17 protein-coding genes are annotated in these 17,549 nt (G+C 70.6%); 5 read left to right on the top strand and 12 right to left on the bottom strand.

What is annotated here, in order from left to right; all coding sequences use genetic code 11:
• Positions 1-37: 37 nt before the first annotated feature.
• From MLE64_RS14780 to MLE64_RS14765, 4 genes are read right to left on the bottom strand one after another with little or no spacing between them, the layout of a single operon-like run.
• Positions 38-490, bottom strand: coding sequence for a hypothetical protein (locus MLE64_RS14780; protein WP_243318867.1), 453 nt, complete (start codon positions 488-490; stop codon positions 38-40).
• Positions 487-1,005, bottom strand: a complete 519-nt coding sequence (locus tag MLE64_RS14775) for an FMN-binding protein (RefSeq protein WP_243318865.1) — start codon at positions 1,003-1,005, stop codon at positions 487-489. Before MLE64_RS14775 ends, MLE64_RS14780 begins: the two co-directional genes overlap by 4 nt.
• Before the next feature lie 8 nt (positions 1,006-1,013).
• A complete protein-coding gene (locus MLE64_RS14770; RefSeq protein ID WP_243318864.1) occupies positions 1,014-2,306 on the bottom strand; it encodes a porin family protein in 1,293 nt (430 codons plus the stop codon).
• Positions 2,303-3,208, bottom strand: a complete 906-nt coding sequence (locus MLE64_RS14765) for an FAD:protein FMN transferase (protein WP_243288615.1) — start codon at positions 3,206-3,208, stop codon at positions 2,303-2,305. Before MLE64_RS14765 ends, MLE64_RS14770 begins: the two co-directional genes overlap by 4 nt.
• A gap of 155 nt (positions 3,209-3,363) precedes the next feature.
• Here MLE64_RS14765 and MLE64_RS14760 point away from each other — a divergent pair, with 155 nt between their 5' ends.
• Together MLE64_RS14760 and MLE64_RS14755 are read left to right on the top strand one after the other, a co-directional pair.
• Positions 3,364-5,913: a TolB-like translocation protein gene (locus MLE64_RS14760; RefSeq protein WP_243318863.1), complete on the top strand. Its 2,550-nt coding sequence runs from the start codon at positions 3,364-3,366 to the stop codon at positions 5,911-5,913.
• 19 nt (positions 5,914-5,932) lie between these two features.
• Entirely contained in the window at positions 5,933-7,111 is a 1,179-nt protein-coding gene (locus tag MLE64_RS14755; protein ID WP_279343148.1) for a metallophosphoesterase, read from the top strand.
• Position 7,112: 1 nt separating this feature from the next.
• Here MLE64_RS14755 and MLE64_RS14750 read toward each other — a convergent pair whose 3' ends face one another.
• From MLE64_RS14750 to MLE64_RS14725, 6 genes are all read right to left on the bottom strand, one after another.
• Positions 7,113-7,694 carry a YceI family protein gene (locus MLE64_RS14750; protein WP_243318861.1) on the bottom strand — a complete coding sequence of 194 codons (582 nt, stop codon included), beginning with the start codon at positions 7,692-7,694 and terminating at the stop codon, positions 7,113-7,115.
• 52 nt (positions 7,695-7,746) lie between these two features.
• The gene (locus tag MLE64_RS15885) at positions 7,747-8,517 is read right to left on the bottom strand and encodes an HvfC/BufC family peptide modification chaperone (RefSeq protein WP_341482294.1); all 771 of its coding nucleotides are present in this window, start codon (positions 8,515-8,517) and stop codon (positions 7,747-7,749) included.
• A complete protein-coding gene (locus tag MLE64_RS14740; protein WP_243318859.1) occupies positions 8,510-9,394 on the bottom strand; it encodes an MbnB/TglH/ChrH family RiPP precursor modification enzyme in 885 nt (294 codons plus the stop codon). The genes MLE64_RS15885 and MLE64_RS14740 overlap by 8 nt, the downstream gene beginning before the upstream one ends.
• Positions 9,395-9,404: 10 nt before the next feature.
• The gene (locus MLE64_RS14735) at positions 9,405-9,731 is read right to left on the bottom strand and encodes a hypothetical protein (protein WP_243318857.1); all 327 of its coding nucleotides are present in this window, start codon (positions 9,729-9,731) and stop codon (positions 9,405-9,407) included.
• 151 nt (positions 9,732-9,882) lie between these two features.
• Complete coding sequence (locus MLE64_RS14730; RefSeq protein ID WP_243318855.1) at positions 9,883-10,323, bottom strand: thiol-disulfide oxidoreductase DCC family protein; 441 nt, start codon at positions 10,321-10,323, stop codon at positions 9,883-9,885.
• Positions 10,302-10,571 (bottom strand): TMEM165/GDT1 family protein, encoded by a 270-nt coding sequence (locus MLE64_RS14725; RefSeq protein ID WP_243318853.1) that lies wholly within the window; start codon positions 10,569-10,571, stop codon positions 10,302-10,304. The genes MLE64_RS14730 and MLE64_RS14725 overlap by 22 nt, the downstream gene beginning before the upstream one ends.
• Positions 10,572-10,629: 58 nt before the next feature.
• On the opposite strand from MLE64_RS14725, the gene MLE64_RS14720 reads away from it, so the two are divergent.
• Entirely contained in the window at positions 10,630-11,571 is a 942-nt protein-coding gene (locus MLE64_RS14720; RefSeq protein WP_243318850.1) for a ribonuclease D, read from the top strand.
• Positions 11,572-11,600: 29 nt separating this feature from the next.
• Here MLE64_RS14720 and uvrA read toward each other — a convergent pair whose 3' ends face one another.
• The gene (gene uvrA, locus MLE64_RS14715; protein ID WP_243318849.1) at positions 11,601-14,432 is read right to left on the bottom strand and encodes an excinuclease ABC subunit UvrA; all 2,832 of its coding nucleotides are present in this window, start codon (positions 14,430-14,432) and stop codon (positions 11,601-11,603) included.
• A 57-nt stretch (positions 14,433-14,489) separates the two neighbouring features.
• Between uvrA and MLE64_RS14710 the strand changes: the two genes are divergently transcribed.
• Positions 14,490-15,401, top strand: coding sequence for a CHAD domain-containing protein (locus tag MLE64_RS14710; protein WP_243318846.1), 912 nt, complete (start codon positions 14,490-14,492; stop codon positions 15,399-15,401).
• Entirely contained in the window at positions 15,398-17,017 is a 1,620-nt protein-coding gene (locus tag MLE64_RS14705; protein ID WP_243318844.1) for a sensor histidine kinase, read from the top strand. The genes MLE64_RS14710 and MLE64_RS14705 overlap by 4 nt, the downstream gene beginning before the upstream one ends.
• Here the strand turns inward: MLE64_RS14705 and MLE64_RS14700 are convergent.
• Positions 17,014-17,541 (bottom strand): GNAT family N-acetyltransferase, encoded by a 528-nt coding sequence (locus MLE64_RS14700; protein ID WP_243318842.1) that lies wholly within the window; start codon positions 17,539-17,541, stop codon positions 17,014-17,016. The two genes, MLE64_RS14705 and MLE64_RS14700, sit on opposite strands and share 4 nt — an antisense overlap.
• Between the last annotated feature and the right edge of the window lie 8 nt (positions 17,542-17,549).

Raw genomic sequence — 17,549 nt, 5'->3', positions numbered from 1 at the left:
AGAACGCTATCAGCTATCGGCTGTCGGCTGTCGGCTGTCAGCCCTGGGACGTCTCGGCCAGGGCCCGGGGGACGGGCTGGGCGTGAGGGATGAAGAGGTGGCCCAGGTAGGCCAGCAGGAAGAGACCGGCGCTGAGGCCGTGCACCCAGCTGAAGGCCGTGCGCCAGGCCGGGGTGGTGACCACCTGGACGGCGTAGCCGGACAGCACCATGGGCGCGATGAGGAAGGCGGCGCCCAGGCCCGTGCGCCGGCCCTCTGGCCCTCGCCTGAGCTTGGCCTGGAGGTGGCCGCGCACGGTCATGCCCAGGGCGAAGAGGAGCAGGGGCGCAGTGAGCACGTGCAGGTGCTGGGCCGCCGGGAGCCAGGGGTGGGGTTCGGGACCGAACTCGCCCATGCGCACGCCGAACCAGCGCAGCAGGCCGTCCATGAGTCCCGTCCCGGCGGTGAGCAGGGCCGCCAGGTGCAGGCTCCAGCGCTCGAGCGGGCTCATTTCCCCTCCCGGTAGAGCACCTGGTGCAGGGCCAGGCAGCGGCGGGCGGCGTCCGTCATGGCGTTCGCCGTGAGGGTGGCGCCCGACAGGGGCCGGATGGCGCCCTTGAGGGTGAGCTGCGGGTCGAGGCCCTTCCCCTCGAACTGCCTCACCCAGGCCTCCTTCGCCATGTACTCGGCCGGCTCGTGGAAGGTCACGGCTTCCACACGGAGGACGCGGCCTTCAGGCGAGATGGCCACCAGCAGCGTCTCGTTCAGGGTGCGGACCCGGTGGGTGTCGAAGAATCCGACGCCCACCAGGGTTCCGTTGCGGCGAGCCTCGTAGGCCACGAGCCAGCGCCCCGGCACCTCCACCTGGGCCAGCGCCTTGGCGCGAGCCGCCTGGGGCTCGCTGAGCACGAACTCCTTCCGGGCGAGCTGGGCCCCGGGAAAGGCCAGGGCCAGGGCCTCCTGCGTGGTGGGCAGGGCCGCGAAGAGGGGCAGTGAGAAGGCGAGGGGGGCGAGGACGCGGAGCATGGCGGGTCCTAGAAGTAGAAGCCGAGGCCCAGATTGAACTGGTCGCGGCCGGTCTCGGCGCGGTTCTCGATCTTGTTCCAGTCGGCCTTCACCGCGACGTTGGGGATGGGCTTGTAGCTCACGCCCACGGTCTTCACGGTCACATCGTTGGCGAGGTCGGGGGTGACGCCCTCCACCACGCGCTGCTGGGAGTTCAGGCGCTCGTAGCGGATGAAGGGGATGAGGGCCTGCTTGCCGGTGCCGCGCAGCACGTCGTAACCCGCCTCCAGGTAGCCGCCGAACTGCCGGGTGCCGGTCTGGAAGCCGTCGCTGGCCACGGGAAGGGCCGCCACGCCCGCCTCGGAGTTGGTGACGCGGGAGACGAGGCCGCGCAGCTGGAGGCCCGAGGCGCGGTACTCCGCGTGGACGTCCCACAGGGTGGTCATGAGGGACTCGGCGCCATCCGTGGGGTTGGAGTTGCCGCGGTAGAAGCTGAAGCCCAGGGTGGTGCCGGGGATGGGCGCCCAGTCCAGGCGGCCGGTCCAGGCCAGGCTGTTGGCCTTGGCCTCCTTGCCGAACTGGCGTCCGCCCTTGATGCTCTCGGCCGTGAAGCCCTCGTGGCCGTTGCTTGGATCGGGGTTGGCGTCCATGCCGTTCACCAGGTAGAGGCGGTAACTCAGGTTGCCCGGCAGCTCGCCGTGGAGGCCCACGCCGTTCTCATGCCAGGTGCTGGGAATGATGCGGCGCTCCACGAGCGGGCGCTGGGAGCCGAGGAAGGCGGGGGGCTCGTGCATCTCGTTGATGAAGCCCACGGGCAGCAGCATCATGCCGGCCCGCACGTTGAAGGCCTTGTCGACCAGGAAGTCCAGGTAGGCGAACTCGACCTTGACCTCGCCCCCTGTGGACTCGTCGGAGTAGCCGCCGTGCTCGAACTCCAGCTCGGAGTTGAACACGATGCGGTCCGTGAACTTGTAGCCCGTGTAGAGCACGAGGCGCAGGGCATCGAGGTTGGCTTCCCGGGGGGCCTTCGTCCCGTTCTGCAGCTTGGAGTCGAAGTTCTGGTAGAGGAACTCGCCGTAGCCGCCGATGCTGAGGCCCGCGGGCGCCGCATAGATCTTGCTGGCCGCCGCGCCCAGGCCGAAGCGGCCCTCCTCGCCGGCGGGCGGCACCACGCTGCCGGTCTTCTGGCTCTCGAGCTCCCGGGACATGGCATCCAGGCGGCGCTCCAGATCGGCAATCCGCTTGTCCGTGTCCGGCTTCTCCTGGGCGAAGGCGGGCGCCGCCAGCAGGGCGCACATGAGGGGGGTGAGCAGGGACTTCATCGGGACTCCCGGGCGATCAGGGTGGGGTGGAGGGCGCGGAAGGCCGGGCTCATCCGGACCGTTCCGTCGTTGAGGAGGAAGGCGGCGGCCACGCCCTGGCGTTCCGCCCAGGTCCGGCCCGCGTCGGGGCCCAGGACGTAGAGGGCCGTGGAGAGGACATCCGCCGTGAGGGCGTCCGCGGCCACCACCGCGGTGCTGCCCCAGTCGGGACAGGGTTCGCCCGTGCGCGGGTCGAGGATGTGCCGGCCCCGCTCGGAGGTGCCGCTGCTGGAGAGCGAGGCCTCGCGCAGGGAAAGGGTGAGCCGGGCGAGGCGGCGGTCCCGGGGATCGGCCACGGAGGCCTCCACCGGCGCACCCCAGGCCAGCAGCTGGCCGCCGAAGTCCAGCAGGCCCGCAGGCGTACCCACCGCCTGGCGCAGGCGGTCCAGGGCGTAGCCCTTGAGGAAGCCGCCCTCCTCCACGCCCGCCTCGGGAAGGGCCAATCGGGCGGTGCCCGCGGTCCGATCGAGGATCAAGAGAGGGGCGCCCGAGGCGCGGCGCGCGGCCGCCAAGGCCGCTGGATCCGGCGTCCGGCCCCCCGCCCGGATGGCCCAGGCCCGCATCAGGGCCATCAGGACAGGGTCGAAGGCCCCCTCCGTGCGCGCCTGCCAGGCTTTCATCTGCGCCAGCAGGTCGAGCCACTCGCGGTCCAGCGCCACGGGGCGGCCCTGGGCCGCGTTCAGGCGGCTCCAGGTGGAGGCGGGGTCCCAGGTGGAGCAGGCGGCCTCGAGGCGGGCGACCTCCGCCAGCGCCACCTCCGAGGCCCGGCCGAGGTCCCCGGGGCCCTCGAGGTGCAGGCGCAGCTCGGTCCCCATGGCGAGCACGAGGCGATCCAGGGCCGGCGCGGACCCTTGGACGACCATCAAGGTCGGCGCCGGGGCAGTCGCCGGGAGTGGGAGGGATGGCGTCATAAACATGAGAATGAGTCTCACAACAATGAATCTCGAATTTCAACCCTAAATTTGAGATGAATTCTCAAAACATGATCCCCATCACATCCTGGGTTCACACTGGGGCCATGCGCCTCCGGACCCTGACACCCGCCCTGGCCCTCTTTCCCGCCCTGGTCCAGGCGGCCCCCGCCCGGGTCCAGGCTCCCGATGCGCGCTGGCTCACCTTCGCCACCGCGCACTACCGCATCCATTGCCCCGCGGCCTTCGAGGCCTTCGGCCGGGACGTGGCCTCCCGGGTGGAAGGGGTCCATGCCCAATACCTGGGGCTGGTCGGCTTCGCCTACGAGAAGCCGGGGAAGCCCATCGACATCCTGATCCTGGACCCCGTGATGGAGGCCAACGGCCTGGCCTTCCCCATCCTCCCCCGTCCCCATGTGGTGCTGTGGAAGACGGTGCCCGAACCCGATTCAGTCGTCGGCCACCACCGCGACTGGGCGGAGCTGCTGGTGGTCCACGAACTGGGCCACATGCACCACCTACTGCGCCCGGCCCTGAAGCCCAGCCTCTGGCGGCGCTGGACCGCGGCGCTGGGGCCCCTCGCGGAGAAGTCCCCCCGCTGGGTCACCGAGGGCTACGCCACCCTCATTGAAGGCAAGCTCACGGGCAGCGGCCGCCCCCACAGCGCCTTCCGCGCCGCGGTGCTGCGCCAGTGGGCCATCGAAGGCAAGCTCCCCACCTACGAGGCCCTGAGCGGTACCCAGGGCTTCCTGGGCGGCAGCCTGGCCTACCTGGGCGGCAGCGCCTACCTCGAGTGGCTGGAGATGACCTCCGGCGATCCGAAAGCGCTCCAGACCCTCTGGATCCACCTGGCGGGAAAGCGTGACTTCGACGCGGCCTTCGCCGCCACCTTCGGCTTCCCGCCCAAGGATGGCTACCAGCGCTTCTGTGCTGAGCTGACCCACACCGCCCTGGAGCTGGAGCGCTTCGCCCGGGCCCAGGGTCTGCGCGAGGGCGAGCTGGTCACCCAGCTCCAGGGCTGGGCCACGGATCTGGCCTTGAGCCCCGACGGCACGAAGCTCCTGGCCCGGGTGCTGGCCGCCAAGAAGCCCGGACTCTATGTCTGGGATCTGAAGGCCGCGTCCAAGGCCGCCAAGCCCCAGCCCGGCGAGCCCCCCGACCACGCCCCCCTCGTGCCGGTGCTGCCTCCGGCGCGACGGCTGGGATCCATCGATGGCGCCCTTCCCTGGAAGCCCGTCTGGACGGCCCCGGACGCCATCGCCTTCCAGCTCCGCCTGCCCGATGAAGAAGGGGTGCTGAAGCCCCGGGGCCGGGTCTGGACCTTGGGCAAGGGCGTGCGTGGCACCTCCGTCATCGCGGCGAAGCCCACCGCACCGGCCGGCCCCTCCTGGAAGGAGGTGGGTGGCATCTGGAACGTGGTGGATGCCGCCGGGCGGCCCCTCACGCGCACCCTGGCCGCCGCCTGGAACCCGGTGGCCACGCCGGACGGCAAGTGGATCTACTACACCCAGCTCAGTGCCACGGGCGTCCAGATCCGCCGCCTCGACGCCACCCTGCCGCCCCTGGAGCCCCGCGACCTGCCCCAGGATCCCGCCGCCCTGATCAAGGGCCAGATCCTCCCCAGGTCCGACGAGCCCAGCCCCCTGCCTCCACCGGTCCCCGTCGTTCCTCATCCCTACCGCGTCGGGGAGAGCCACGAGGCCTTCACCCTGGCGGGCTACAGCCTCACCCCATCCGGCGAAAGCATCCAGCTCGGCGCTGGAGGCAACGACATCCTCGGCCGCCTGAACTGGCAGGTGCTGGCGGGGCTGGGCGACGGCGCGGGCCCCCGGGGCGGCATGGCCGGCGCGGCCTGGCGCGGCTGGCGCTGGGCGCCTTCGCTCCAGGCCTTCTCCCTCCTGGAGCGCCCCTCCAGCCAGCGGTTCGCGCCCGTGGCGGGCTTCGACCGCGAGCGCCGGGGCGTGGAGCTGGCCTTCGACCGGGAGGACCTGGGCCGCCCCCGCGCCCACCTCCGGCCCATCCTGGCCTACGAGCGGGTCACGCCCCAGGGCGGGACATCGATCAGCCGGGCCCTCTGGGGCGCGGAAGCGGGCCTGAGCAACTCCTGGAGCCGGGACGGGCAGGGTCTCCGCGCCGCTCTGGCCGCCCGGGGGCAGCAGGGACGCACGGACGGCCGGAGCTGGACCCTGGCGCGCGCCACCCTCACGCTGGGCTGGATCAACCCCTGGTCGCCACTGACGGTGCGCCTGGAGGAGGGTCGCGTCGGCGGCGACTCCTCGGCTCTGGACCGCTTCCACCTGGGCGGCGTGGGCACCTCCCTGCTGCCCGGATCCCTGGACGCCAACCGGGTGGACCAGGCGGCCCTGCCCGCCTACACCGCCATGGGCGATCGCCTGCGGCGCCTGCGGGGAGACCTGGGGCTCGGCCCCCTCACGGCCTACGTGGAGCACGCGACCGTGTGGCAGGACCCCGATCCCCGGCCCTCGGCCCAGCGGGTGGCGGGCCTGGAGCTGAACAGCCGGAACCTGGGACTACCCATGGACGTGGTGCGCCGCCTCGCGGGGAACCTGTCCTTCACCCTGGGTGTGCATCGCCCCTTGGACGGGGCCATGAAGGGTCGTACCGTGGGAACCCTCAGCGTGATCGTGCGGCCGTGATGTCATCCTGGGAATCCTGATGCTCTTCCTCACCGGCCTCGTCCTCATCTTCCTCGTCCAGTGGCTGCACCTGCGCCTGCTGCGACTGGAACTGCCGAGCCGGTACCATCGGGCGCTGCCCTGGATCCTGGGGCTCATCCACATCCCCCTGATCCTCTTCGCCGGGCTGCGCCTCATCGGCCTGGGCGGGCATGGCGCTCTGCCCCTCCTGCGGGGCATGGCCCGGGGGGGATTCTATTTCCAGGCCTTCACGGTTCTGCACCTGCTGGCGGGCATGGCGGCCGAGGGCCTCTGGCACCTGTGGAGCCGCCAGAAGCCCGAGCCGCCGGGCGAGGCCTTGGATCCCGGACGGCGCGCGTTCCTGCGGACCGCCGCCCTGGCGAGCACCGGAGCCGCGGTGGCCTTCGGCGCCCGGGGCTCCCGGGAGGCCTATGGCGATCCGGTCATCACCCGCCACGAGCTGGCCTTCACGAACCTGCCACCGGGGCTCGAAGGCCTCCGCCTCGCCCAGCTCAGCGACCTGCATTCCGGCCCCCTGGTGGGCCCGGAGCTGGTGCGCCGATGGCGGGACCTCGCGGCGCGGGAGCGGCCGGACCTGCTCCTCATCACTGGCGACCTAGTGGACAGCCGGCCCGAGGAGCTGGGGCCGGTGATCGATGCCTTCGCGGGCTTCCCGGCGGCCCACGGGATCTTCGCCGTGCTCGGCAACCACGACTACTTCGACGATCCCCGGCCCATCTGGCGGGACCTGGAAGCCGCCGGCATCCGCTGCGTGGAGAACGCCTCGGCCCTGGTCCGCCGGAACGGCAGCACCCTGGCGGTGATGGGCCTCCAGGATCCGATGGCCCGGAACGGCCGGTTCCGGCGCATGGTCTTCGGGCCCGGCCCCCGGCCCGCGGAGGCCACCCGCGATGTGCCCGTCGACGCCTTCCGCCTCTGCCTGAACCACCGGCCCAGCGAATGGGAGGAGGCCCTGACCGCGGGCGCCCGCTTGACCTTGTCCGGGCACACCCATGGCGGCCAGATCAATCCCATCCCCGGCGTCAGCAGCGCCCACCTCATCGGCCCGCGCACCCAGGGCTTCTACCGCCAGGGTGAGGACGTGCTCTACGTGAGCCGCGGCCTGGGCGTAGTGGGCCTTCCGCTGCGCATCGCCGCCCCGCCGGAGATCGCGATCTTCACGCTGAGGCGGGGCTGACCTACTTCTTCCCCGGCGCGTCGAAGAATCCCACCAGCATCAGGTCCAGCTCCACCTGCCGCTTCAGGCTGATCTTGGCGGCCACGCTGTCGGCCCCCACGCCGTAGTCGAGGCGATCCAGTGGCAGCGTGGCCCGGTAGGCCCACGTGTGGGCCCCGGCCCCGTTCGTGCCCTCCGCGGGCGTGAAGGGCAGGCTCAGCTCCCGGCTCACCCCATGCATCGTGAGCGTGCCGCGTACCACCACCTTGTCTCCCTCCCGCTTCACCTCCCGCGACACGAAGGTGATGGCGGGGTGCTTCGCCACGTCGAAGAAGTCCGGGGAGCGCAGGTGCTCGTCGCGCGTGCCATTGGCGGTGTCCACGGAGCGCGCGTCGATGTCCAGGCGGACCTTCGCGCCCTCCAGCGTGGCCGGGTCGCCCTGGATGTCGGCCCTGTACTGGGTGAAGCGGCCCGGCACGTCGAAGAGCAGGGTGGAGGCCTTGAAGCCCAGCACCGTGTGCGTGGTGTCCACTCGGAAGGTCCGGCTCTGGGCCGCAAGGGAAAGGGTCAACAGAAGCAGGGGCGCGAAGGCGCGGAGTCGCATGGGGACCTCGATGGCTGGGGGATGGCCTGGGGAGAACGCTGGAAAGGATGGATCAGTGGGGCGCGCGGAAGCCCAGGACGGCGCCCTGCCGGCGCAGATCCCGGAGGAGGGCGAGCGCCGGGGCCGGATCGGAGAGGCCCAGGGCCGCCGCGGATTCGGCCAGTGGGCGCGTGCGCGCCTGGACGAGCAGGGTGGCGGTGGCCGCCGTGAGCTCCAGCACCCGGGCCTCGCCTTCCTCATCCCGAAAGGCCAGAAGGTGGGTGGGCCGCGCCTCGGGCACGGGGGCCGCCTCGGTGGCCCGATGCACGGCGTGGGCATAGGCCACCACCTGGGTTCCGGGGTCGAGCCACACGACATCCCCGGGACCCGGCTCGTCATGGAGATCCTGGCGCAGATCGGCCTCCGGGAAGCGGGCCACCAGCACCTCCAGGAGCTCCGCGTGGGCCAGTTCCGCTAGGAAGGGCCAGCGGTCCTGGCCCCAGCCCGTATCCACGAGCCAGCCCAGGAAGCTGGGGGCGATGTCGCGGTAGTGGGTGCTCCGCACCACCCGGGCCGACAGGAAGGCCTGCGCGCAGTCCTCCCAGACCTCCGCACCCTCGAGCAGGGCCTTCAGGACAGGGAAGGTCGTCTCCAGGGGTTCCGTGAGGCTCAGGCGGGCCAGCTCCCGGTACAGGTCCATGGCCTCGGGCTGGTCACGGAAGGCCTGCGGGTCACCCGCCGGGAGCCCCAGGCGTTCCGCCGGCGCGCCGATGTCCTCCGGCTCGTCATCCAGGATCAGGGAGGCCATGGCCCGCTGGAGGCGGAAGGTGCGGGACTCAGACACGGACGACCTCCGCCGGCGCGGCTTCCGTCTTTGCCGGGGCCAGCGCCGCATCATAGGCGGCCTGGATCCGGGCTCGCTCCGCCAGGAGGTCCCCGAAATCCGGAATGTGGTTGTCCCGCTCCAGCAGCACAGGGGCGGGCCGCCCCAGGCGGGCGAGGGTCCACTGCATGAGCTCGATGACGGGATCGATCACATCCGCGCCGTGGGTGTCCACGGTGATGGATCCGAACTTCTTGTGGCCGGCGATGTGGATCTGGGCCACGCGGTCCAGGGGCATGCGGGTCAGCCAGGCCTTGGGATCGAAGCCGAAGTTGAGGGCGTTCACGTAGACGTTGTTCACGTCCAGCAGCCAGCCCACGTCCGCGCCCTCCAGCACCTCGGCGATGAAGGCCGCCTCATCCATCTCGGGCTCGCCGAGGTGGGCGTAGTACGTGATGTTCTCCAGCAGGAGCGGCACGGGCAGGCGGGCCTGGAGGTCCCGGGCCCGGGCGATGGTGTGCCGGGCCGCCTCATGGGTGAAGGGCAGGGGCAGCAGTTCGTGGAGGCAGCTGCCGTCCACGCCCGTGAAGCAGAGGTGCTCGGAGTGCCAGGGCGTGCCCGCGCGGACCAGGAAGCGGTCCAGCTCGCGCAGGTAGTCCCCGTCCCAGGGGTCGAAGCCGCCCAGGGAGATGGCCAGGCCGTGGGTGAGAACCGGGTCCCGGTCGAGGATGGCGGAAGCCAGCCGGTGGTGGCGGCCACCATCCCCGATCAGGTTCTCCGGGCAGGTCTCCCAGAAGGGGACGCCGTGGTCCTCCCGGGCCGCCACCTCGTCGAGGTGGGCGCGCCGGAGGCCCAGGCCCACGCCCTGGAAGGATCCGGGAGATCTGCCCTGAGCCATGCGTCCTCCGCTACTTCTTGTCCGCGGGGGCGTCCTTCTTCGGGTCCTTGCTGCCGCAGGAGCCCTTGCCACAGGAGCCGTCCTTGGCCCCCTTCTTCGCCTTGGCGTCCTTGCTGCCGCAGGAGCCCTTGCCGCAGGAACCGTCCTTGGCTTTCGCGTCCTTGGCGGCGGCCTTGCCCTCGTCCTTGGCGTCCTTGGCGCCGCAACCGGCGGCGGTGCTGAGGGCGGCGTCGGCACCGAAGGGTTCGACGGACACGGCGCCCAGGGTGGCCGGCGCGCCGGCGACCAGGGAGCCGGCTGCGAACAGGGTGGCCGCCCCGATGAGTTTGGTGATCATGGATCCTCCTTGCGGCCAGGGCCGCGCCTGGGGCCGAGCGGCCCCGCTGGTGGGACGAAGTCCCTCCCCCGGGAGCGGGGGGTTGGGACTGTGGTGCTGTCGTCAGCCTTTGGAGTGCCGGGCCGGGGGGCTTTGTGACACTTTAAAATTTCTATGGCTCGAACCGGTCGTCTCCAGGGGCGACGAGGGCACAGGCCTCCTGGCGGCGCCGGAGGCGGGCCACCAGGCGATAGATCCCGTCCCGCAGCGGAACGGGCACCCAGGCCAAGGCGGCGGCCACCGCGGGCCAAGGCAATCCCAGCCGCCCCAGCAGGTGGAGGACGGCTTCCGAGCGGGACAGCACCTCGCCCTCGGCCGTGAGGACCACCAGGCTGTCCGGCAGATCACGGCGGGCCTCCACGGGCACGGTCCGCCGGAAGGTCGGGCCGTCCAGGGGCGCGAAGCGCAGGCGCCCGAGGATGTCGCGCCGGGCCGCGAAGCGCACCGCCCCATGGCAGAGGCCGCAGCCGCCGTCGTAGAAGACGCGGGTCGGCCCCGGGACCAGGCCCGGGACCGGGTTCTGGCTAGGACTCAGCCCTTGATCAGCACCCACAGGCCCACCGCGATGAAGGCCACCCCCGCCACCCACTTGATGGCCGCCTCGGGGATGTACTTGAACAGCACGCCACCCAGGGCCACGCCGATGGCCGTGGCGCACACCAGGGCCGCGCTGGCGGCCAGGAACACGGTCCAGATCTGCCCACTGCGCACCGTCGCCGTCATGGCCGCGAGCTGCGTCTTGTCGCCCACCTCGGCGAGGAAGACGGTGGCGAAGGTGGTCCAGAAGAGGGAGCGGTTCATGAGGCCTCGCAGATCGTGACGAAGGATCATGGTACCGGACTGCCATACTGATCCGATGGTGCTCGACCACTTCGACCTTCCCACGACCTACGTGGATACGCCCGAGAAGCTGCAGGAGGCGCTGCCCCTGTGGCACGCGGCAGGCGTGCTGTCGGTGGACATCGAGTGCAGCCTCACGGGCATGCACCACTGCCTGCTCGCGCTGCTGCAGGTGGCCACCCACGACCAGGCCTGGCTGGTGGATCCGATCCCCCTCGATGGCCTCATGCGGCCGGCCCTGCAGGCCATGGCCCAGGTGCCCTGGATCGTCCACGACTTCTCCGGGGACGGCATCGTGTTCAAGCGCCTCTACGACGTGGTGCCCGACAGCATCTTCGACACCATGCTGCTCTCCCGCGCCCTGGGGTACCCGCAGCCCGGCCTCAAGACCATGGCCAAGCTCAAGCTCGGCCTCGACATCCCCAAGGAGGAGCAGGACTCCAACTGGATGCTGCGCCCCCTGCGCGACACGCAGATCAGCTACGCCAGCCGCGACGCGGCCCTCCTGCTGCCCCTGCTGCGCATCCTGGCGGATGAGGCCGATGCCAAGCGGGATCACCCCGAGATCGGGCCGCGCCTGGCCGCCCTGCCCAAGGAGATGCGCCACCTGCTGAAGCGGGTGCGGGCCTACGCCCCCCCCAAGCACGATCCGGTGGTGGAGAAGGTGAAGCACTTGGGCGACCTGGCGGTGGACCGGGCAAAAAAGCTCACGGCGCTGCGCTGGGCCTGGGGCAACGAAGGGGACGTGGCCGCCGTCATGGAGCTGGGCAACCGCTGGCTCATGGCCCGCCTGGAGCACCCGCCCGCCACCAAGGAAGCCCTGGAGCGCACCATCCCCAACCCCCGCTTCCGCCGCAAGCGCCTGGACGCCCTCTGGGCCGTGTTCGAAGAGGGCGCCCACGAGGCGGTGGAGAACGGCGACGCCGCCGATGACATCATCTGGGAGAGCGGACGGCGCTGAGTCCGGTTGGGGCCGCCTGAGACCAGTGGCTATTTCAGGTACGGCGCCAGGTACTTCCCCGTCACGCTGACCTTCCGCTTGGCGATGTCCTCGGGGGTGCCCACGGCGATGACGCGGCCACCCTCGCCCCCGCCTTCGGGGCCCAGGTCGAGGATCCAGTCGGCGGTCTTGATGACGTCGAGGTTGTGCTCGATGACGATCACGGTGTTGCCCGTCTCCACGAGGCGGTTCACCACCTCCAGCAGCTTCTGGATGTCCTTGAGGTGCAGGCCCGTGGTGGGCTCGTCCAGGATGTAGACCGTGCGGCCAGTGGGGCGCTTGCTCAGCTCCTTGGCCAGCTTCACGCGCTGCGCCTCGCCGCCCGACAGCGTCGTCGCGCTCTGGCCCAAACGCACGTAGCCCAGGCCCACGTCCACGAGGGTCTGCAGCTTGTTGGCCAGCACGGGGATGGGTGCGAAAAGCTCCAGCGCCTCCTCCACGGTCATGTCCAGCACTTCGGAAATGCTCTTGCCCTTGTAGTGGATCTCCAGCGTCTCGCGGTTGTAGCGCTTGCCCTTGCACTGCTCGCAGGTGACGTAGACATCGGGGAGGAAGTGCATCTCGATCTTGAGGACGCCGGCGCCCTCGCACTTCTCGCAGCGGCCGCCCTTCACGTTGAAGCTGTAGCGGCCCGGCGCGTAGCCGCGGGCCTTGCTCTCCGGCAGCTGGGCGAACAGCTCGCGGAGCGGCGTGAAGAGCCCGGTGTAGGTGGCGGGGTTGCTGCGCGGCGTGCGGCCGATGGGGGCCTGGTCGATGTCGATGACCTTGTCCACGGCCTCGAGGCCCTTGATGGCCTTGTGCTTGCCCACGATGTGGACGCCCTGGTGCAGCTGGTTGGCCAGGGCCTTGTAGAGGATCTCGTTCACCAGCGTGCTCTTGCCCGAGCCCGAGACGCCGGTGACGCAGGTGAAGAGGCCGATGGGGAAGTCCGCGTCCACCTGCTTGAGGTTGTTCTCCTCGGCACCCACCACGGAGAGCTGGCCGCGCCTGGCTTTGCGACGGGTCCTGGGCACAGGGATGGTGTCGCGGCCCGACAGGAAGTCGCCGGTGATGGATCCCGGCGTGCGGCTGATGTCCTCCGGCGTGCCCTGGGCCACCACGAGGCCCCCGTGCTCGCCGGCGCCCGGGCCCATATCCACCACGTGATCCGCCGCCAGGATGGTCTCCAGGTCGTGCTCCACCACGAGCACCGTGTTGCCCAGGTCGCGCATCTCCTTGAGGGTGCGGATGAGCTGCAGGTTGTCCCGCTGATGGAGGCCGATGCTGGGTTCGTCCAGCACGTAGAGCACGCCCTGGAGCTTGCTGCCGATCTGCGTGGCCAGGCGGATGCGCTGGCCCTCGCCGCCCGAGAGGGTGGCCGCGCTGCGATCCAGCGTGAGGTAGCCCAGACCCACGTCGTCCAGGAAGCCCAGGCGCTCGCGGATCTCCTTCAGCACCTTCTCGGCGATGACGGCGTCCTTGCCCTCCAGGGCCAGGTCGGCGAACCAGCTCCGGGCCTCGCGCACGCTCTGCGTCACCACCTGGGCGATGTTCAGGCCGCTCACGTAGACGGCCAGCACCTCCGGCCGGAGACGCTGCCCTTCGCAGGCCTCGCAGGGGATGACCTGCATGGATTCCTCGAGCTCGGCCTGGATCTCCTCGCTGGTGGTCTCCCGGTAGCGGCGCTCCAGGTTGCCGATGATGCCTTCGAAGTGGTGGACGAAGTCGTAGCGGCTCTTCTTGCCCTCGTAGGTGAACCGCATCTCCTTCTCGGTGCCGTGGAGGAGCAGGCGGCGGATGTCCGCTGGCAGCTTCTTCCAGGGGGTGTCGAGGCTGAACTTCGCCTTCCGCGCGAGCTGGTCCAGCATCTGGGAGCGCCAGCCGTCGTCGCTCACGCTCTTCCAGCCGCTGGCCTGGATGGCGCCCGCGTTGATGGAGAGGGCCGGGTTGGGGACGATCAGCTCCTCGGCGAACTGGCGCTTGAAGCCCAGACCGTCGCAGGTGGGGCAGGCGCCGTAGGGCGTGTTGAAGGAGAAGGAGCGCGGCTCCAGTTCCGGCAGCCCCAGCCCGAACTTCGCGCACTTCGCGTTGTTGCAGGCGAGCTTGCTCGAGAAGAGCCGCTCGCTGCCATCCAGGTCCACCAAGGCCGATCCCTCGGCGAGGTTGCAGGCGATCTCCAGGCTGTCCGCCAGCCGCGACTGGATGGCAGGGCTCACCTTCAGGCGGTCGATGACCACCTCGAGGGTGTGCTTCTTCTGCTTGTCCAGGTCGGGGATGCCCTCGGTGAGATCCAGCATCTGGCCGTTGACGCGGGCCCGGATGTAGCCCCGCTTCATGAGGTCCTGGAGCAGCTTCTTGTACTCGCCCTTGCGGCCCCGCACCACGGGGGCCAGGATCTGCAGCTTCGTCCCCTCGGGCTTCGCCAGGATCTGGTCCGCCATCTCCTGGATGGTCTGGCTGGCGATGGGCTCCCCGCAGGCCACGCAGGTGGGCCGCCCCGTGCGGGCAAAGAGCAGGCGCAGGTAGTCGTAGATCTCCGTCACCGTCGCCACGGTGGAGCGGGGGTTCTTGCTGGTGGTCTTCTGCTCGATGGAGATGGCCGGAGAGAGCCCTTCGATGCTGTCCACATCGGGCTTCTCCATCTGGTCGAGGAACTGCCGGGCATAGGCCGAGAGGCTCTCCACGTAGCGGCGCTGGCCCTCGGCGTACAGCGTGTCGAAAGCCAGGCTGGACTTGCCCGAGCCCGACAGCCCCGTGATCACCACCAGCTGGTTGCGCGGCAGGCTGAGATCCAGATTCTTGAGGTTGTGCTCGCGCGCGCCCTTGATGTGAATGTGTTCCATAGGTCTCCCAGTTTACGCCAATTTTTCGCTTTCGCGGAGTGCGTCTAGAATCGTCTGATGCATCCGGCCGAGCTGGCGATCCTGCTCCACCGCGCCCTGGAGGTGCGGCTGGCGGCGCTCCAGGCGCTCCTGGCCGTCGAGGGATGGGCCTCGGAGGAGGAACCCCTGCACCAGGTGCGCGTGGCGACCCGGCGCCTGGGCGCCGTGCTGGACCTGCTGGACCCCGAGGCCTATCCCGGCCACAAGCGGCAGCGGCGGGCCCTGAAGCGGCTCGTGGACACGCTGGGCCTCCCCCGGGAACTGGATGTCCACGCCGCCTGGCTGGAGTCGCGCCGGCACACCGCCTCGGATTCCGTCCAGGGCGCCGTGATCGAGCACCTGCAGGAGCGGGTGGACCGGGCCCGGATCCGGGCCCGCCGGACCATGCACCAGGAGCTGGAGGACCTGCGCCTGCCGGATCTGGACCGGCTGCTGGAGGTGCCGAGCCTCCCGGCCCCCTTCCAGCGGGCTTCCCTGCAGGAGGCCGCCTGGGCCTGCCTCGCGCCCCGCGCCGAGACCGCCCTTGGGGATCTGGCGGCCCTGGCCGCCCGCGAGGACGCCTCCGCCCTCCACAAGGCCCGCATCCGCATCAAGAAGCTGCGCTACACCGTGGAAGCCCTGGAGGGGACCTTCTCGGCCCTGCCGGAACCCGTGCTCAAGGACCTGCGCGCGCTCCAGACCATTCTGGGGGAGTACCACGACCTCGCGGCCCTGGAGACCCTGCTGGGGACGGAGGAGGAACAGCTCCTGGCCCGGGACCGCCGCCTCCTCGCGGGTGGCGTGGGAGCCCTGCGGGAGGAGACCAGTCGCCTGCGGGGGGCCGCCTTCGACCGCTTCAAGGCCTTCGCCGGAAGCCAGGGCCCCGCCGCCTTCGCCGAGGCCGTGCGCCCGGCCCTGGGCCTGCCTGGGCCGGAGGGAACGCACCCATGAGCTTCTGGCGCGTGCGGATCCGCCCCCTGGCCTGGCTGCACAGCGTCCACGCCAAGCTGTTCCTGCTGTTGGGCCTCGTCACCAGCGTGCTCACCGTGGCCGTGGCCTACTCCATCACCCGCAACAGCCGCCGCGAGCTGGAGAGCTATTCCCGCCAGCTCACCATCGACACCGCGGGCACGGTGGAGACGGACGTGGTGGAGCGGGATCCCGCCTTCCGGGATGCCGACAAGCTCGATCAGCTGCTGGAGAGCATCGCCGGCCCCGACCGCAGCATCTTCCAGATCGATGTCTTCAAGCGCGTGGGCAAGAGCAATGAGGTGGAGCTGGTGCGCTCCTCCGGGGATGAGGCGACCGTGGAGTGGGGGCCGGAGATCGGCTCCTACCTGACGCTCACCAAACCCCAAGCGGAGCTGGTGGACCTGAACACCGGCGGCCGCGCGTGGAAGGTCTACCAGCCCATCCGGTCCCACAAGCCGGGCCAGGGGCCCCTCGGGCTCATCCGGGTCTACTGCGACCTGGAGCGCTGGGAAGTGGTCTGGGACAACAACCTCAAGCGGACCTACCGCACGCTGCCGGGGGTCCTGCTCGGCGAGTTCATCCTCCTCTGGCTCATCCTGCGGGTGCTCATCAGCGATCCCATCGAGGCCACCGTCCTGGCCATGGAGCAGCTGGAGCGGGGCGAGGCGGGGGCCCGCATCCCCATCCGGCGCAGCGACGAGCTGGGCCTCATCGCCGCGCAGTTCAATGGCATGGCGGTCCAGCTCCAGCGGGCCGGCGAGGAACGCGAATCCCTCATCCGCGAGATCCGCGGCCTCAACGCCAACCTCCAGGACCGCATCGACGCCGCCCTGTCGGAGCTCCAGGCCAAGAACGTCGAGCTCGCCGCCATGGCCGAGCGCAACGCCCTCCTGCGCGAGGAGCTGGGCGGCCAGGAGCGCCTGGCGGTGGCGGGCCAGCTGGCGGCCACCTTCGCGCACGAGGTGGGCACCCCTCTCAATCTGGTGAACGGCCACCTCCAGCTCATGGAGGGCCAGAAGGACCTGCCCGACAAGGTGCGCGAGCGCCTGGGCGTCATCCAGGCCCAGATCCAGCGCGTGAGCGGCATCGTCCGCCGCATGCTCGATCTCACCCGCCGCCCCCAGCTGCACCAGGAGGCCCAGGCGTTCGGGGAGCTGCTGGAGGACCTCCACCAGCTTTGGGCGCCCACCCTCACCTCGCATGGCATCACCCTGGACGTCGATCTGCCCGCCGGCTGCCGGTTGAACGTGGACCGCAAGCAGATGGAGCAGCTCTTCCTGAACCTCATGAAGAACGCCGTGGACGCGATGCCCGGAGGCGGTGCGGTCCGGCTGTCCGCCAGGCCCGCCGAAGAGAGCACGCCCAACGGCCTGTGGTGGGAGATCCGCTTCCAGGACACGGGCCAGGGAATTCCCGCCGAGCTCCTGGGCCAGGTCTTCCGCCCCATGTTCACCACCAAGCCCGAAGGCAAGGGCACGGGCCTGGGGCTCAGCATCTGCCGCGAGATCGTCCGCGGCCACGGCGGCGACATCCGCATCGACAGCGTCGAGGGGAAGGGCACCTGCGTGGTGTTCACCCTGCCGGGCGCGGCCTAAGCATTCAGGCGGAGCCTGAACCCGAAGACCGGCAGTGCGCCCTGCATGAAGTCGAGATCCTGCGAGCGCTCGAACCCCATCCGCTCGTAGAGCCCCCACGCGATCCCCATGGCCTCGGTCGTGTGCAGGACCACTTCGGCGTGCCCCCGCTCCCGCGCCAACCCGATGCAGGCCAGGGTGAGGGCCCGGCCGATCCCCATGCCCCGGAACCTCGGGTCCACGCCGAGCAGGCGGATGCCGGAGGCGTTCGTGACCGCCGTGGCGGTCCCGCCGGAGCCGTACTCGGCCATGTCCCCGAAATAGACGACGCCCCCCATCAGCTCGCCGGAGGATGAGACGGCCACGAGCACCTTGGCGTCCTTCCTGTCCGCGAAGGTTCCGATCCGGGCCAGCATCGCGTAGTAGCCGGGCTGCTCTTCCGGCGTGGGAAAGCCCGCGAGCCCTGAATAGACCTCGATCATCAGCCGGCCGAGCCGTTCGGACTCGTCTTCCCGGAGCTCACGGATGCACAGGTCCTGGTTCATCCCCGCCC

The organism is Geothrix paludis (assembly GCF_022808815.1).
Taxonomy (GTDB): domain Bacteria; phylum Acidobacteriota; class Holophagae; order Holophagales; family Holophagaceae; genus Geothrix; species Geothrix paludis.
Note: the sequence above shows the minus strand (reverse complement) of the source record. Positions and strands in the feature narration are given on the sequence as shown.

Coding starts and splice junctions, on each gene's coding strand:
- uvrA (WP_243318849.1), bottom strand. CDS start 14,432: ATGGAACACATTCACATCAAGGGCGCGCGCGAGCACAACCTCAAGAAT.
- MLE64_RS14735 (WP_243318857.1), bottom strand. CDS start 9,731: ATGATCACCAAACTCATCGGGGCGGCCACCCTGTTCGCAGCCGGCTCC.
- MLE64_RS14760 (WP_243318863.1), top strand. CDS start 3,364: ATGCGCCTCCGGACCCTGACACCCGCCCTGGCCCTCTTTCCCGCCCTG.
- MLE64_RS14725 (WP_243318853.1), bottom strand. CDS start 10,571: ATGAACCGCTCCCTCTTCTGGACCACCTTCGCCACCGTCTTCCTCGCC.
- MLE64_RS14765 (WP_243288615.1), bottom strand. CDS start 3,208: ATGGTCGTCCAAGGGTCCGCGCCGGCCCTGGATCGCCTCGTGCTCGCC.
- MLE64_RS14740 (WP_243318859.1), bottom strand. CDS start 9,394: ATGGCTCAGGGCAGATCTCCCGGATCCTTCCAGGGCGTGGGCCTGGGC.
- MLE64_RS14780 (WP_243318867.1), bottom strand. CDS start 490: ATGAGCCCGCTCGAGCGCTGGAGCCTGCACCTGGCGGCCCTGCTCACC.
- MLE64_RS14705 (WP_243318844.1), top strand. CDS start 15,398: ATGAGCTTCTGGCGCGTGCGGATCCGCCCCCTGGCCTGGCTGCACAGC.
- MLE64_RS14775 (WP_243318865.1), bottom strand. CDS start 1,005: ATGCTCCGCGTCCTCGCCCCCCTCGCCTTCTCACTGCCCCTCTTCGCG.
- MLE64_RS14710 (WP_243318846.1), top strand. CDS start 14,490: ATGCATCCGGCCGAGCTGGCGATCCTGCTCCACCGCGCCCTGGAGGTG.
- MLE64_RS14755 (WP_279343148.1), top strand. CDS start 5,933: ATGCTCTTCCTCACCGGCCTCGTCCTCATCTTCCTCGTCCAGTGGCTG.
- MLE64_RS14770 (WP_243318864.1), bottom strand. CDS start 2,306: ATGAAGTCCCTGCTCACCCCCCTCATGTGCGCCCTGCTGGCGGCGCCC.
- MLE64_RS14700 (WP_243318842.1), bottom strand. CDS start 17,541: ATGAACCAGGACCTGTGCATCCGTGAGCTCCGGGAAGACGAGTCCGAA.
- MLE64_RS14750 (WP_243318861.1), bottom strand. CDS start 7,694: ATGCGACTCCGCGCCTTCGCGCCCCTGCTTCTGTTGACCCTTTCCCTT.